Origin of the sequence: Campylobacter sp. RM16192 (assembly GCF_004803855.2) — a bacterium.
Taxonomy (GTDB): domain Bacteria; phylum Campylobacterota; class Campylobacteria; order Campylobacterales; family Campylobacteraceae; genus Campylobacter_A.
In genome coordinates this window covers 1,506,680-1,519,916 of record NZ_CP012552.1, presented here as the reverse complement: position 1 = coordinate 1,519,916, position 13,237 = coordinate 1,506,680, and the positions used below count along the sequence as shown (strand labels likewise).

The window sequence follows — 13,237 nt, the reverse complement described above, 5'->3', positions numbered from 1 at the left end:
TTAAAGAGATTTGATGGAAGAAATTTTAAATGATTTAAGCAAATTTAGAGATTTTTTGGCATATAAAAATCCTAGTGTTACCTTTTTTGGCTCTGCTAGATTTGAGCCTGATAATAAATATTGCAAAATGGCATACGAGCTGGCTTTTATGCTGGCTAATGAGGGCTTTGCTGTAATAAGCGGAGGTGGGGGTGGCATAATGGAAGCTGCGAATAAAGGCGCTTATGATAGCGGCAAAAGTCCTTCTATAGGGCTAAATATTGTGCTTCCTTTTGAACAAGTTACAAATTCATACGCTACTGATAAATTTGTATTTTCAAATTTAAATGCACGCAAATTTGCTCTTATAGAGCGCTCAAAGGCATTTTTGGTATTTCCGGGAGGCTTTGGAACCTTAGATGAGCTGTTTGAAATTTTAGTATTAGCTCAAATTGGTAGAAAAAAATCTAAAATTTATCTCATAGGAAGTGAATTTTGGAGTAAATTGGATGACTTTATAAAAACCACTTTAATAAATGAAAAATCTATCAGCAAAGAGGATCTAAACATCTATGAAATATCCGATGATCTTAAAAAAATTTCGGAAGAGATTTTAAAAATTTAATGATATTTTATTAAATTAGATAAATTATCCAAAGTATTTCAAAAAGGAAGATATGAAAATTTTAATAGCTATGAGTGGCGGAGTGGATTCTACGATGAGTGCTAAGATGTTAAAAGAGCAGGGGCATGAGATCGTGGGTTGCTATATGAAACTGCACAAAAAACCCGGATATCACGAAAAAAACATAGAAAAAGTAGAGAAAGTATGTGATTTCTTGGGTATTAAGATGCATATTTTAGACCTTGAAGAAAAATTTAATAAATATGTATATTCGCCTTTTATAGATACTTACAAAGAGGGTAAAACTCCAAATCCTTGCGCTTTGTGTAATAAATTTATAAAATTTGGTGAGCTTTTGAAATTTGCTAAAAGTATAGGATGTCAAAAGCTAGCTACGGGACACTATGTACAAATTGAAAACGGATTAATAAAGACAGCAAGGGATCTGAATAAGGATCAGAGCTACTTTATTGCACAAGTTCCAAAAGAAGTTTTAGCCGATATGATATTTCCTCTTGGAGACAAGATGAAGAGCGATATCAAAGAGATGGCTAAAAATTTACCTGACTTTAAAGAATTTGGCGAGCAGGCTGAAAGTAGCGAAATTTGCTTTGTAGATACCACATACATCGACATTCTAAAAAAGCATTATGATACAAATTTGCCAGGAGACGTGGTAGATGCCTCAGGTAAAGTCATAGGCAAACATAGCGGATATATGCACTATACCATAGGTAAAAGACGAGGTTTTGAAGTATTTGGTGCACACGAACCGCATTTTGTTTTATCTATTGATGCTGCAAAAAACCAGATAGTTGTGGGTACTAAAAGCGAGCTTGAAAAGAGCGAAGTCCTAGTAAAAGAATTAAACATGTTTGTGGATGAGAGTGAATTTGATTGTGAAGTCAAAGTAAGATACCGAAGCATATCACTTAAAGCTCATTTCGCCATAGAAGGCGATAGCGCCAAGATAAGCTTAAAGCAGAGCGCTTATGGAGTTGCCAGCGGACAACTCGCAGTTTTTTACAGGGGCGATTTTGTTATAGGAAGCGGATTTATAGTTTAATTAATAAATATAAATTTATATATTTTAAGTAAATAAATCCTAAAATTCATCCGAAACTACGAAGGATTGTGAATTTGGATGGATAAGATTTTTTCTCACTCTACTGTCATTGCATTTTTTGTTGCACTTTCCATCTATATTTCAGGCGGATACGCTTTAATAAATTTACTTAAAAATTTTGATACGACTCCTGAAAAGTCTATAAAAATTGATCTAAATTTAATAAATATCTCTTTAAAAGCAGATTCAAGTCCTGATGCCAAGCTGGCAAATCAAGAAAATTTAATACCCGCAACTAACGAAATCGAGCCTATATCAGAAGAAATAATTAAGCCAGAACCTATAATTGAAGAGCCAAAGCCTATAATAAAAGAGATTAATCCAAAAATAAAAGAGAAGCCTAAAAAACCTAAGCCAAAAAGACAGCCTAAGCCCAAAAAAGAGGTTAAGAAAAAAAGTATTGAAAACATAGTCACAAGCCATACAAATTTAGAGTCAAATTTGACAACTTCCGCATCATCTACTGCTCAAAATTTAAATACGAATTTAAATGCAGGCGGTATATCTGGTTTAAATTTAGGAAAGCCAAATAAAAATGATATTGCCAAAAAACTTACTTTGATAAAATCGGCTATAGAAAAGCATAAGCGCTATCCAGAAAAAGCACGCAAGCTAAGACAACAAGGCGTCAGTGAGATAGAATTCAGGCTTATAAAAGATGGAGAAGTAAGAGATCTCAAAATATCAAAAAGCTCATCAAGAGTATCATTAGACGAGGCTGCGTTAAAGGCTGTAAGGGATGCTAGAAGCGAGTTTGTAAGGCTTGATGAAGATATGAACATAAAACTAAGCCTTAAATTTATACTAAAATAGGATATTTAAATTTAGGTTCGTTTTGGTAAAATGACTCATCCTAAAAAACACAAAGGCAAAATCTTATGAGAGGTTATAAAATTTTTTCCGGTACGGCAAATGTTGAATTCTCTAAAAAAATATCGCAATATCTTTCTCTTCCGCTAAGCGAGGCTTCGATAAAACGTTTTAGCGATGGCGAAATAAGCGTGCAAATAGGTGAAAGCGTGCGTGGCAAGGATATATTTGTGATCCAGCCTACTTGCGCTCCAGCTAATGTAAATTTGATGGAGCTTTTAATACTAACTGATGCCTTAAAAAGAAGTTCCGCAAGCTCCATAACGGCTGTAATTCCATATTTTGGATATGCAAGGCAAGACAGAAAGGCGGCTCCTAGAGTGCCAATTACAGCGAAACTTGTAGCAAATATGATTCAAGTTGCAGGTATAGATCGTGTTGTTACAATTGACCTTCATGCCGGGCAAATTCAAGGATTTTTCGATATTCCAGTGGATAATCTTTATGGTTCGATAATATTTAATGAGTACATAAAAAATAAAAATTTGAAAAATCCAATCATCGCAAGCCCTGATATAGGCGGAGTAGCGCGTGCCAGAAGCGTGGCTAAAACACTTGGTCTTGATATAGTAATCGTAGACAAACGCCGTGAAAAAGCAAATGAGAGCGAAGTAATGAATGTAATAGGCGATGTTGCCGGCAAAGATGTAATCTTGGTAGATGATATGATAGATACCGCTGGCACTATAATAAAGGCTGCAGAGGTATTTAAAGAAAAGGGCGCTACAAGCGTAATGGCATGTTGTACTCATGCGGTTTTAAGCGGGCCCGCATACGATAGATTAAAAAGCGACGCATTAGATGAGCTTGTGGTAACCGATACCATACCTTTAAAAGAGCAGCATGAAAAGATAAAAGTGCTAAGCGTAGCTCCTATTTTCGGTGAAGTAATAAGACGCGTATACCACAACGAAAGTGTAAATTCTCTATTTTTATAAAATTTTAGTTGGCGAATTATAAATTCGTCAACTAAACTTACAATATTTCTATATTACTCAAAATAATCTGTTGTTTTAAAATAATATATTTTTTTATATAGATTTAAATATCCTAATTATATAATACTAAATATAGAAATTTATTACTAAAGGAATACTATGTTTAAGAAAATATTATTTAGCACCGCCGTTTTTATTATCGGACTTACGATGTCCGCTCAGGCTCATCAGGTTATTGCCAATAGCGTAGGTAAAAATAAATTTGAGGTAAAATTTTGGGCTCATGACAAATTTGAATCCTATTCTTCAGAACAACTTTTGGGAGCAAAGGCTTATGATGAGAATTTAAATCGTATCAAAACCGGCATAGCTTATAATTATAATGATGTTAAAAAAGCTCCTGAAGTATTGACAGAAAAAGCTCCGGCAATAATAACTATGTTTTTTGATGCAAACTACTGGGTGCAGACTGACGATGGCTATATAGTAGGAGATAAAGTAAAGACTAAAGGCATCGTGTTTGACGCTATTAAGAGCATAAAAATTGGTAAAACATATTTTTCTTGGAATGAGAAATTTTTAAATCCTATAGGACTAAAACTAGAAGTTATAGCGTTAAAAAATCCTTTAGAAGTAAAAGTCGGAGAGTCTTTGCCTGTTTTGGTTTTAAAAGATGGCAAACCTCTTGAGGGTGCTGGATTTGAAACCGCGAAAGATGATCTTAAAACAGTCACTAATAAATTTGGCATTGCACTAATTCCTATTAAAGAGAAGGGTCTAAATATTATTGCAGCAAAGAGTGCAGAGCCTATATTTACAGACCCAAAAGCCGAAAGGCTACTTATCCAAAGCTCAATATCATTTGAGGTTAAATAGTGAGAATCCCACTCCTTCTTTCACTATTTCTCTCGGCCTTGTTCTCTCATGGACTCTTTTATAGCGTTCACGAGGACAAAGCCGTAATAATAAACGCAAATTTTACAGAAAAAATTCCGGCCGCTTACGCAAGTATAGTTATATATGAGAGTGAGTCGGCTATACCTCTTTTGACATCTAAACTTGATAGCGGTGGCAATTTCGCATTTTTACCGCCTAGAAGCGGAGAATACAGAGTAAAAATCAGTGCAAGTAGCGATCATGGAAGCCACGATAAAGAATTTAGTTTAAATGTAGATGAAGGTAGCCTAAGCGGATACAAAGAGCCTGTTTATCAAAAATATCTTGGAATTTTAAGCGCGATAGGCATAATCTTTGGGATTTTTGGTATCATTGCGATTATTAAATCAAGAAAAGTATGAAATTTGCACATATCAGAAGGAATTTTAAATAGCGAAATTTTGGTAGCTGGCTGGGTTGTATCTGGCGCAATCAGCGCATATGCTCTATACAAAATGAATTCTCAAGAGATACCAAAAGTCGCCATGCTTACATCTTTATTCTTCATAGGCTCTTTTGTCCATATTCCGGTGGGTCCAACTAGTGTTCATCTACTTTTTAGTGGTCTTATAGGCGCCATAGGTGGCGTGAGCGGATTTTTAGCCATATTTATAGCTCTTTTTTTTCAGGCCTTACTTTATGGATTTGGCGGTATAGGAGTGCTTGGCGTAAATACTCTTATAATAGCTGGTCCGGCGGTTTTACTGTGGTATTTTTTAAAACCTAAGATAACAACCAATCTAAATTTTGTCTCTTTTGTTGGCGGATTTTTGCCTGTGTTTTTTAGTGTTTTACTATTGGTTGGAGTTTTGATTTTAAATAGTGTGCATCTTGATTACGCGGTATATATGATATTTTTATTTAATCTGCCACTTATGATAATAGAGGGCTTAATTTCTCTTATGGCACTTAAATTTATTATGAGATATAGACCAAACTTCTTATGAATAAGCCGGTTTGCTATCTTTTTATAGTTTTAATTTATGATATTTTTTTGCTTTCGGCTAGCGAATTCTATCCTCTTGATTTTTTAATTCCATTGTTTGCGTTTTTGTTGTTTGCGGAGAGAAAATTTAAAGTTTTAACCTGGCTTTTAACGCTTAATGTTTTTTTGTTTTTTATTGTTCTTTCATATATTTTAAATGAAGATTTTTTTAGTGCAAAGGTAGTTTTTATAAGGACAAATTTAATACTTTTTCTAGTTCTTAGTCTATTTTTATGCAGGAATCAATACTTCTTAATTAAAGCTCTTTATTCTATAAAAATTCCGCAAAAATTACTAGCGGTGATGATTATAAACAGCAAACTATTTGAAGAGCTTTTAAATCAAATTTCTAAAATACCAAATACTCTAAAAGTGCGCGGAGTAAAGGTAAATTTTTCTATTTTTACATATAGGGCCTATGCTAATTTGATTGGAAAGATTATAGTTAATGGATTTGATAGGTCTTTTGAAATCTACTCTGCTATGAGAGTTAGGGGATATAACGGATATATAAGTTTTTTGGATATGCAAAGAGCAAATTTAAGCGAAATTTCGCTTTTGATTTTGACCTTGATCGCGGCTAGTTTTAGGATTTATAAATTTGTAGGATAGAGATGGAAAATATAATAGAAGTGCAAAATTTATCCTTTGGATTTGATGGAAAAACTGTTTTTGAAAATATAAATTTAGATATCAAAAAGAATTCTAAAATTTTAATTTATGGTGCAAATGGAGTTGGCAAAAGCACATTTTTATCTATTTTGGCATCTCTTAATAGTGCTACAAGCGGGCAGATCATAGTAAAAGAAAATTTAAAAATTTCATATCTTTTTCAAAATAGCAACGATCAATTTATAGCCCCAAGCGTAATTGAAGATGTAGCTTTTTCGCTTTTAGTTGAAGGAGTGAATGCTAAAATAGCTCAAAATCATGCTACTGAAATTTTAGAAAAATTTGAAATTTCACACCTTAAGGATCGCTCTATCTACAATCTCTCGGGCGGCGAAAAGAGACTTGTGGCAATAGCCGGAGCTTTAGTAAGAGATGCCGATGTATATCTTTTTGATGAGCCATTTAATGAGCTTGATAGTTATAAAAGTGAGCTTGTTTTAAAAACTTTAAAGGAAAAAAATAGAGCATTTGTGATTATAACTCATCACAAAAGAGATATTTTTGATAAAGATACGATTAGCTATGAGTTATTTAAAAATGGATTGGTAAGTGATTTAAAGAGCTAAGAGCCCTTTAAATCAATGTTCGCCTTTATGTAGGAAATAAAGCCCCAAACAAAGAGCTAGAATAGACACTGCTAGATACGCCATTTCAAGAGGTGTGTTGAAATTTGCATGCAAGACTCTTTGGAAAAAATTTACGATTAAAACCATTACTATTACTTTTGCCAGCTTATCTTTTAGCTGATCTAGCGAATGCACTTCAAGCACGCTAGAGTGTCTTGAGTCTTTCATATGTTCGATTTCACCGATAAAAAGCTCGTAAATTCCAAAGCTAAATATAAAAAGCACTAACGCCATCAAATAAAGATCTATCGCTCCTACTATGACTCCTACGACATCCGAGTGAAAGCTCTCAGGATGATGCCCTTTAAAAAAGTAGGCGTAAATATCTCCAAAGATAACAAAAATATCGTAACTTGCAATAATAAACAGCACTATAGCCCCAAGCAGACAAAATATCACAGGCAATATGGCAAAAATTCTGCTTGACCACATTAGCCTTCCAAATATACTCTTTAGCATAAAATCTCCTTAAAATTTAAGAGCCGACATTCTATAATATTTTGGCTGAATTTGCAAAAAATAATTAGAAAAATAAATCATAATATTAAGTAGTAGCCGTAAAATTTATATATGATTTTACGGCTAAATTTATAGTTAGTCTTGTAGTTCAATCCACTTTTGCGCTATTCTTACCGCATTTGTCGCTGCACCTACGCGGATTTGATCGGCAGAACACCACAAATGAAGCACGTTGTTTCTATATGTGTCTTTGCGAATTCTGCCTACATATGTTTCGTTCGTATCGCTTGAGATAGACGGCATAGGATATTTTTTCTCGCTAGGCTCATCTATCACGACTATGCTTGGGGCCTTACGTAAAATTTCACGAGCCGCAGCTGCATCTATATCTTTATCAAAGTGAATTGTTATAGCTTCAGAATGGCTTCTAAGCACAGGCACACGCACACAGGTTGCGCTTACTTCCATCTTTTTATGAAGAATTTTTTGAGTCTCGTTGACCATCTTCATCTCTTCTTTTGTGTAATCGTTGTCTAAAAATACGTCAATATGAGGGATTACGTTAAATGCAAGTTGATGTGCAAATATCTTTGGCTCACACTCATCAAGCTTAAATTCAAAGAATTTTTGAAGCTGATAGACAAGCTCTTCCATGCCTTCTTTACCGGCACCGCTTGCAGCCTGATAAGTGCTTACGTCCACACGGTTTATTCCGTATGCGTCGTCAAGAGGTTTTAAAATTTGCACCATTTGTATGGTTGAACAGTTTGGATTAGCGATGATTCCGCGCTTTTGCCATAGATTAATATCCTCTGGATTGCATTCTGGAACTACCAATGGGATATCTAGCTCCATTCTAAAGTGGCTTGTGTTATCTATAACTACAGCTCCGCTTTCTGCCGCAAAGTGTGCAAATTTGGCCGATACAGAACCTCCGGCACTAAAAAAAGCGATATCTATGTCGCGCTCTTCAAAAACTTTTTCAGTTAGCTCTACTACTTTATGCTCTTTGCCTTTAAATTCTATTTTTGTGCCCGCACTTTTCGCACTTGCTAGCGGCAAAAGCTCATTTACTGGGAAGTCAAACTCCTCCATTATTCGAAACAATTCCTCTCCCACAGCGCCTGTTGCACCAACTACAGCTACATTAAATTTTCTCATATTCCAACCTTTATGTTGTATTTTTGTAGTTTTGTTTTTAACTTATCTTCGCTTATATCCAAAATTTCACATGCCTCTTTTAGATTTCCGTTAACACTTTTAATAATATCTTGCAAAATTTCCTTTTGAATTTCGCTCGTATCCTTTTTCTTTCTGGCTTCTAAAAATAAATCTTGCGCAGAAATTTTAGCACCTTCGCTCATAATAGCCGCTCGCTGAACTACTGATATTAGCTCTCTTATATTTCCCGGGAATTCATATTCTTCAAGCTCTGTTTCAGCTTCTTTTGAAAATTGTTTGCTTTCAAAACCAAATTCAAGGCAGGAGTTTTCAAGCACTCTTTTTGCAATCGGTAAAATTTCTTCTTTTCGATCTCTTAGAGGCGGGATTAAAATAGGAATTGTATTTAGTCTATAAAAAAGATCCTCTCTAAATTTTCCATCTTTTATCGAATTTTGTAAATTTGCATTTGTGGCACATAATATTCTGACATCTATTTTAGTGCTTTTTGTAGCTCCAAGTCTCGTTATTTCACGCTCTTGAATTACTCTTAAAAGTTTTGGCTGCAAATTTACTGGCATCTCTCCTATCTCGTCTAAAAACAAAGTGCCGCCGTCAGCTATCTCGAACTGACCCTTTTTTTGAGCTTGTGCATCGGTAAAAGCCCCTTTTTCAAAGCCAAATAGTTCACTCTCTATCAAATTTTCTGGAATTGCCGCCATATTTAGAGCCACAAATGGCTTGTCTTTGCGAGGAGAATTTTTATGAATGAAATTTGCAAATAGCTCTTTGCCAACTCCACTTTCTCCAGTTAACATTATGCTTACATCTGTCATTGCGGCTTTTTTTGCCATATCAAGGGATTTTTGAAGGGCTGGCGATGTGGCAAAAAAATCATTTTTTGTTTCTAAATTTTTATTGTTTTGTTTTTTGAAATTAGCAGGTATCTTTTCTTTTAAAATTTTAACTCTTTTAATTGCTTCATAAAGCGTCTCAACATCAAAAGGCTTGGTTAAAAAGTCCTTTACTCCTAACCTGACACTCTCTATAGCCTTATTTAAAGTAGCGTTTCCTGTCATTATAATGATGTCAAATTTACCATCAAGAGTCTTAATGAACTCAAGTCCATCCATGCCGGGCATATTGATATCTGTTATAATTAAATCCGTATCGTCACTCATTTTTTTTAGAGCTTCGATTGCGCTTTTATAGCTTTTGATTTTTAGCTCTTCATATTCACCAAGTGCGATTTCAAGGGATTTTCTCATATTGATATCGTCTTCGACGATGACTATGTTCATCACTACTCTTTCTTGTCGTTAAATACGCCGATAATAGCAGAATTTGGCTTAAATTTAATTGTAAATCGAATCGGAAGCAAGGTTAGATCGGTTGTTGTGTGTATGTTTATGCCTTTTGGCGTTTGATATATTTTTTGATGATCTTGTACCTTAAATTTATGAGAAATAAAGCATTCAAACAGCTTTTCTCTATGCAAATTTAAGTAGCCAAGAGCATCTTGTGATTTATCTTTGATCTCTTCTATTTCGCATAAAAATTCATCTTCAAGTCCGGTTAATACAATAGCTTTTGAGATGTAAAAATTTTCATAACTTATTTTATGATTTTGTGTAGAAAATTTAGCCCAGAGAATAAATTCTTCTGAGCTAAAAAGATTAATGACAAATAGTATTAATATGCAAAAATTTCTTGCCACTTGTTTTGATCTAGTCTAAGTTCCATTCTAACGCGGTATAAGCCGTCTTTGAAATCTTGCTCAACTATGGAAGCGTTTTTGATAAGGCCGCTTACTTGGGCTGTTATAGTTGAATCTTTTAGCATCGCATCTCTTACAGTGTCTCTTGAATTGATTTTAACTCCATAAAGCTTTTCTGCAAGCTGTCTGTGCGCGTCCGCAATAGCTGCACGTTTAGCAAGCGCAAGAGATTGAGCGTGTGATACGGTATTAAGAGGGGCTATGCCTTCGCCTACGGCACTAAATGTGGCTTCTGCAGGTTCTGCATCGTATATCATTTTCTCTTGTTTCATAACGTATCTAATATCGTCTTTATCTACTTTTTGGACAACAATATTTTGACTAGCCGCACTTATATCGTTGTTTTTACTGGAGCATCCGCTCATGATAATAATAGATAAACCAAGCAATGCAACATACAAACTCTTCATTTTACAACCTTTTAAAATCTAAATTTTATATATAATAAGCAACATTTATTCCAAAATACTAGCACTATCATCTCCGCCATCGGTGTTTAGATCCTGATCTGTGCCATCTTCTTCTGCTTTAGGGCATCTTGCTACACTTACAACCTCGTCCCCATCTACATTTACTACTATAACACCGCTTGTGTTGCGTCCGGCTTTTCTGATAGTTTGCATATCGACTCTTATCATCTTTCCGCTTGATGTAAGAGCCATTAGATCCATCTCTTCATCAACCATCACTACGCCTATTAGATCGCCTGTTCTATTTGTAAGCTTCATGCATATTACGCCCTTGCCTCCACGGTTTGTTAATCGATACTCATCAGCAGTTGTACGCTTACCGATACCCTTTTGAGATATGCTAAGTACCTCTTGTTCGTTATGCTCGATTACCGCTGCGCCTACGACTTCATCTGCTGGTTCTTTAAATTTAATACCAGTTACGCCGCGAGCGGTTCTTCCCATCTGGCGAACTTTAGATACATTAAATTTAAGGCACATTCCTTTCTTGGTAACTATAAATAACATCTTGCCTTGAGCTGTGCTATCTGTCTCTTCTTCTAAAGCTTCGCTACCGTCAATTTCATCTTGAATTTCAATTGGCTCTACTGCCTCAAAATTTGAATCATCGTCTAGAACCGGAGGTATTATTTCGTTTTCATCACTTTCTACTATCAGTGCAGTTACTAGCTCGTCATTTTCATCCAGGCTTATAGCTTTAACTCCTATTGAACGTATGTTTTTAAATTCACTTAAATTTGTGCGTTTTACGATACCATTTTTAGTAAAGAAGGCAAGTGATTTATTCTCTGCGAAGTCTGTTGTGGGAATGATCGCTTTGATTTTCTCGTCAGGCTGAAGTTGGATTAGATTTACTACAGCTTTGCCTTTGGCTGTGCGACTTCCCTCAGGAATTTTATAAACTTTTAGCCAGTATAGCTGTCCACGATCAGTCACAAACATCAGCGTATCATGAGTATTTGAAGTAAAGAAGCTCTCGATAAAGTCATCATCGTAAGTCGTTACGGCCACTTTGCCCTTGCCACCGCGTTTTTGTTTCTCATACTGCTTGCTTGGCACGCGTTTTATGTATCCTCTGTGAGTGATGGTTACGACCATGTTTTCATTAGGGATTAGATCTTCGATATCGATATCATCGTAGTCATCTACTATCTCTGTAACTCTTGGAACCTTGAATTTATTCTTAAGATCTAAAAGCTCATCTTTGATAAGTTTTTCAAGAAGTGTTTCGCTTTTTAAAATTTCATCCAGTCTTGCTATCTCTGCAATTAGCTCTTTTAGCTCATTATCCAGTTTCTCACGCTCTAGCCCTGTAAGCTTGCTTAGCCTCATATCCAAAATCGCATTTGATTGAAGTTCTGAAAGGCCAAATTGAGACATTAGCCCATCTCTTGCCGTAGCTGTATCGGCACTATTTTTAATAAGCTCTATAACCTCATCAATATTATCGAGAGCTATTTTTAAGCCCTCTAAAATATGAGCTCTTGCTCGAGCCTTTTGTAGTTCAAATATTGTGCGTCTAATTATGACTGTTTTTCTGTGGTTTAGAAATAGCTTTAAAAGCTCGATCAGGCTAAATACCTTAGGCTCTTTGTTGTTTATCGCAAGCATTATAACGCCAAAGGTGCTTTCCATCGTTGTGGATTTAAATAGATTGTTTAGCACTATATCGCTCATTGCGTCACGTTTGAGCTCGATTACTACTCGGATTCCTTCTCTATCACTCTCATCTCTAACTTCGCTAATACCTTCTATCTGCTTATCTTTCACAAGGTCTGCGATCTGCTCTATTAGACGTGCTTTATTTGCTTGATAAGGAAGCTCGTCTATGACTATTACATCTTTATTTGGTTTTTTTTCTATATGGGTTTTAGCCCTTATTTTTACGCGTCCTCTGCCTGTTTTATAAGCTTCTATTATGCCTTTTTTGCCAAATATTATACCGCCAGTAGGGAAATCTGGACCTTTTATATACTGCATCACCTCTTCAAGAGTGGCATTTTTATTATCAAGAACAAGCAGTAGTCCATCTATAAGTTCATCAAGGCTATGCGGAGGGATGTTTGTGGCCATACCTACGGCTATACCGCTTGAGCCGTTTAAAAGTAAATTTGGAACACGGCTAGGTAAAACATCAGGCTCTGTAGTGCTGTCATCGTAGTTGGGAATAAAATCAACTGTGTCTTTATCGATATCTCTTAAAAGCTCTTCGGCTAAAGTGGTCATCCTGGCTTCTGTATAACGCATCGCAGCAGCGCCATCTCCGTCAACTGAGCCAAAGTTTCCTTGTCCGTCGACAGTCGGATAACGCATAGAGAAGCTTTGAGCCATTCTAACAAGCGCATCATATACTGCCGTATCTCCATGCGGGTGGTACTTACCTATTACGTCACCGACTATACGAGCCGATTTCTTATAGGGACTTCTTGATCCTACTCCAAGATCGTTCATAGCGTATAAAATTCTTCTGTGAACAGGCTTTAACCCGTCTCTTGCATCTGGCAATGCACGTCCGATAATAACGCTCATAGAGTAGTCAAGATAGCTAGTCTTTATCGAATCTTCAATATCAACTACTTCGATATCTTGATTTGCTTCAAATATATTTTCCAT

15 protein-coding genes are annotated in these 13,237 nt (G+C 35.6%); 9 read left to right on the top strand and 6 right to left on the bottom strand.

Features of this window, described 5'->3' with window-relative positions; all coding sequences use genetic code 11:
- Positions 1-13 precede the first annotated feature (13 nt).
- The 9 genes from CDOMC_RS08055 to CDOMC_RS08015 all read left to right on the top strand — a co-directional run bounded on the left by CDOMC_RS08055 (position 14) and on the right by CDOMC_RS08015 (position 6,697).
- Positions 14-604, top strand: a complete 591-nt coding sequence (locus CDOMC_RS08055; RefSeq protein ID WP_172129210.1) for a TIGR00730 family Rossman fold protein — start codon at positions 14-16, stop codon at positions 602-604.
- A gap of 52 nt (positions 605-656) precedes the next feature.
- Positions 657-1,670 (top strand): tRNA 2-thiouridine(34) synthase MnmA, encoded by a 1,014-nt coding sequence (gene mnmA, locus CDOMC_RS08050; protein WP_172129208.1) that lies wholly within the window; start codon positions 657-659, stop codon positions 1,668-1,670.
- A 78-nt stretch (positions 1,671-1,748) separates the two neighbouring features.
- Positions 1,749-2,543 carry an energy transducer TonB gene (locus CDOMC_RS08045; RefSeq protein ID WP_172129206.1) on the top strand — a complete coding sequence of 265 codons (795 nt, stop codon included), beginning with the start codon at positions 1,749-1,751 and terminating at the stop codon, positions 2,541-2,543.
- Positions 2,544-2,608: 65 nt separating this feature from the next.
- Complete coding sequence (locus CDOMC_RS08040; RefSeq protein ID WP_172129204.1) at positions 2,609-3,538, top strand: ribose-phosphate pyrophosphokinase; 930 nt, start codon at positions 2,609-2,611, stop codon at positions 3,536-3,538.
- A gap of 159 nt (positions 3,539-3,697) precedes the next feature.
- Positions 3,698-4,414: a DUF4198 domain-containing protein gene (locus CDOMC_RS08035; RefSeq protein ID WP_172129202.1), complete on the top strand. Its 717-nt coding sequence runs from the start codon at positions 3,698-3,700 to the stop codon at positions 4,412-4,414.
- Positions 4,414-4,836: a hypothetical protein gene (locus tag CDOMC_RS08030; RefSeq protein ID WP_172129200.1), complete on the top strand. Its 423-nt coding sequence runs from the start codon at positions 4,414-4,416 to the stop codon at positions 4,834-4,836. Before CDOMC_RS08035 ends, CDOMC_RS08030 begins: the two co-directional genes overlap by 1 nt.
- Before the next feature lie 3 nt (positions 4,837-4,839).
- On the top strand, positions 4,840-5,421 hold the full coding sequence (gene cbiM / locus CDOMC_RS08025) for a cobalt transporter CbiM (RefSeq protein ID WP_172129198.1): 582 nt from the start codon (positions 4,840-4,842) through the stop codon (positions 5,419-5,421).
- Entirely contained in the window at positions 5,418-6,071 is a 654-nt protein-coding gene (locus tag CDOMC_RS08020) for an energy-coupling factor transporter transmembrane component T (protein WP_218975673.1), read from the top strand. Before cbiM ends, CDOMC_RS08020 begins: the two co-directional genes overlap by 4 nt.
- A 2-nt stretch (positions 6,072-6,073) precedes the next feature.
- On the top strand, positions 6,074-6,697 hold the full coding sequence (locus CDOMC_RS08015; protein ID WP_172129194.1) for an energy-coupling factor ABC transporter ATP-binding protein: 624 nt from the start codon (positions 6,074-6,076) through the stop codon (positions 6,695-6,697).
- Positions 6,698-6,709: 12 nt separating this feature from the next.
- Here CDOMC_RS08015 and CDOMC_RS08010 read toward each other — a convergent pair whose 3' ends face one another.
- The 6 genes from CDOMC_RS08010 to gyrA all read right to left on the bottom strand — a co-directional run bounded on the left by CDOMC_RS08010 (position 6,710) and on the right by gyrA (position 13,237).
- Positions 6,710-7,216 carry a YqhA family protein gene (locus CDOMC_RS08010; protein ID WP_169973317.1) on the bottom strand — a complete coding sequence of 169 codons (507 nt, stop codon included), beginning with the start codon at positions 7,214-7,216 and terminating at the stop codon, positions 6,710-6,712.
- A gap of 135 nt (positions 7,217-7,351) precedes the next feature.
- Positions 7,352-8,377, bottom strand: a complete 1,026-nt coding sequence (locus CDOMC_RS08005) for an aspartate-semialdehyde dehydrogenase (protein ID WP_172129192.1) — start codon at positions 8,375-8,377, stop codon at positions 7,352-7,354.
- A complete protein-coding gene (locus CDOMC_RS08000; RefSeq protein ID WP_172129191.1) occupies positions 8,374-9,678 on the bottom strand; it encodes a sigma-54-dependent transcriptional regulator in 1,305 nt (434 codons plus the stop codon). Before CDOMC_RS08000 ends, CDOMC_RS08005 begins: the two co-directional genes overlap by 4 nt.
- A gap of 2 nt (positions 9,679-9,680) precedes the next feature.
- Positions 9,681-10,094 (bottom strand): hypothetical protein, encoded by a 414-nt coding sequence (locus tag CDOMC_RS07995; protein WP_172129189.1) that lies wholly within the window; start codon positions 10,092-10,094, stop codon positions 9,681-9,683.
- A complete protein-coding gene (locus CDOMC_RS07990; protein ID WP_172129187.1) occupies positions 10,070-10,564 on the bottom strand; it encodes an LPP20 family lipoprotein in 495 nt (164 codons plus the stop codon). Before CDOMC_RS07990 ends, CDOMC_RS07995 begins: the two co-directional genes overlap by 25 nt.
- A gap of 45 nt (positions 10,565-10,609) precedes the next feature.
- The gene (gyrA, locus tag CDOMC_RS07985) at positions 10,610-13,237 is read right to left on the bottom strand and encodes a DNA gyrase subunit A (RefSeq protein WP_172129185.1); all 2,628 of its coding nucleotides are present in this window, start codon (positions 13,235-13,237) and stop codon (positions 10,610-10,612) included.

What these genes read in the sequence shown, in the direction of transcription:
- CDOMC_RS08055 (WP_172129210.1), top strand. Translation starts at nt 14, where the DNA reads ATGGAAGAAATTTTAAATGATTTAAGCAAATTTAGAGATTTTTTGGCA.
- mnmA (WP_172129208.1), top strand. Translation starts at nt 657, where the DNA reads ATGAAAATTTTAATAGCTATGAGTGGCGGAGTGGATTCTACGATGAGT.
- CDOMC_RS08045 (WP_172129206.1), top strand. Translation starts at nt 1,749, where the DNA reads ATGGATAAGATTTTTTCTCACTCTACTGTCATTGCATTTTTTGTTGCA.
- CDOMC_RS08040 (WP_172129204.1), top strand. Translation starts at nt 2,609, where the DNA reads ATGAGAGGTTATAAAATTTTTTCCGGTACGGCAAATGTTGAATTCTCT.
- CDOMC_RS08035 (WP_172129202.1), top strand. Translation starts at nt 3,698, where the DNA reads ATGTTTAAGAAAATATTATTTAGCACCGCCGTTTTTATTATCGGACTT.
- CDOMC_RS08020 (WP_218975673.1), top strand. Translation starts at nt 5,418, where the DNA reads ATGAATAAGCCGGTTTGCTATCTTTTTATAGTTTTAATTTATGATATT.
- CDOMC_RS08015 (WP_172129194.1), top strand. Translation starts at nt 6,074, where the DNA reads ATGGAAAATATAATAGAAGTGCAAAATTTATCCTTTGGATTTGATGGA.
- CDOMC_RS08010 (WP_169973317.1), bottom strand. Translation starts at nt 7,216, where the DNA reads ATGCTAAAGAGTATATTTGGAAGGCTAATGTGGTCAAGCAGAATTTTT.
- CDOMC_RS08005 (WP_172129192.1), bottom strand. Translation starts at nt 8,377, where the DNA reads ATGAGAAAATTTAATGTAGCTGTAGTTGGTGCAACAGGCGCTGTGGGA.
- CDOMC_RS08000 (WP_172129191.1), bottom strand. Translation starts at nt 9,678, where the DNA reads ATGAACATAGTCATCGTCGAAGACGATATCAATATGAGAAAATCCCTT.
- CDOMC_RS07990 (WP_172129187.1), bottom strand. Translation starts at nt 10,564, where the DNA reads ATGAAGAGTTTGTATGTTGCATTGCTTGGTTTATCTATTATTATCATG.
- gyrA (WP_172129185.1), bottom strand. Translation starts at nt 13,237, where the DNA reads ATGGAAAATATATTTGAAGCAAATCAAGATATCGAAGTAGTTGATATT.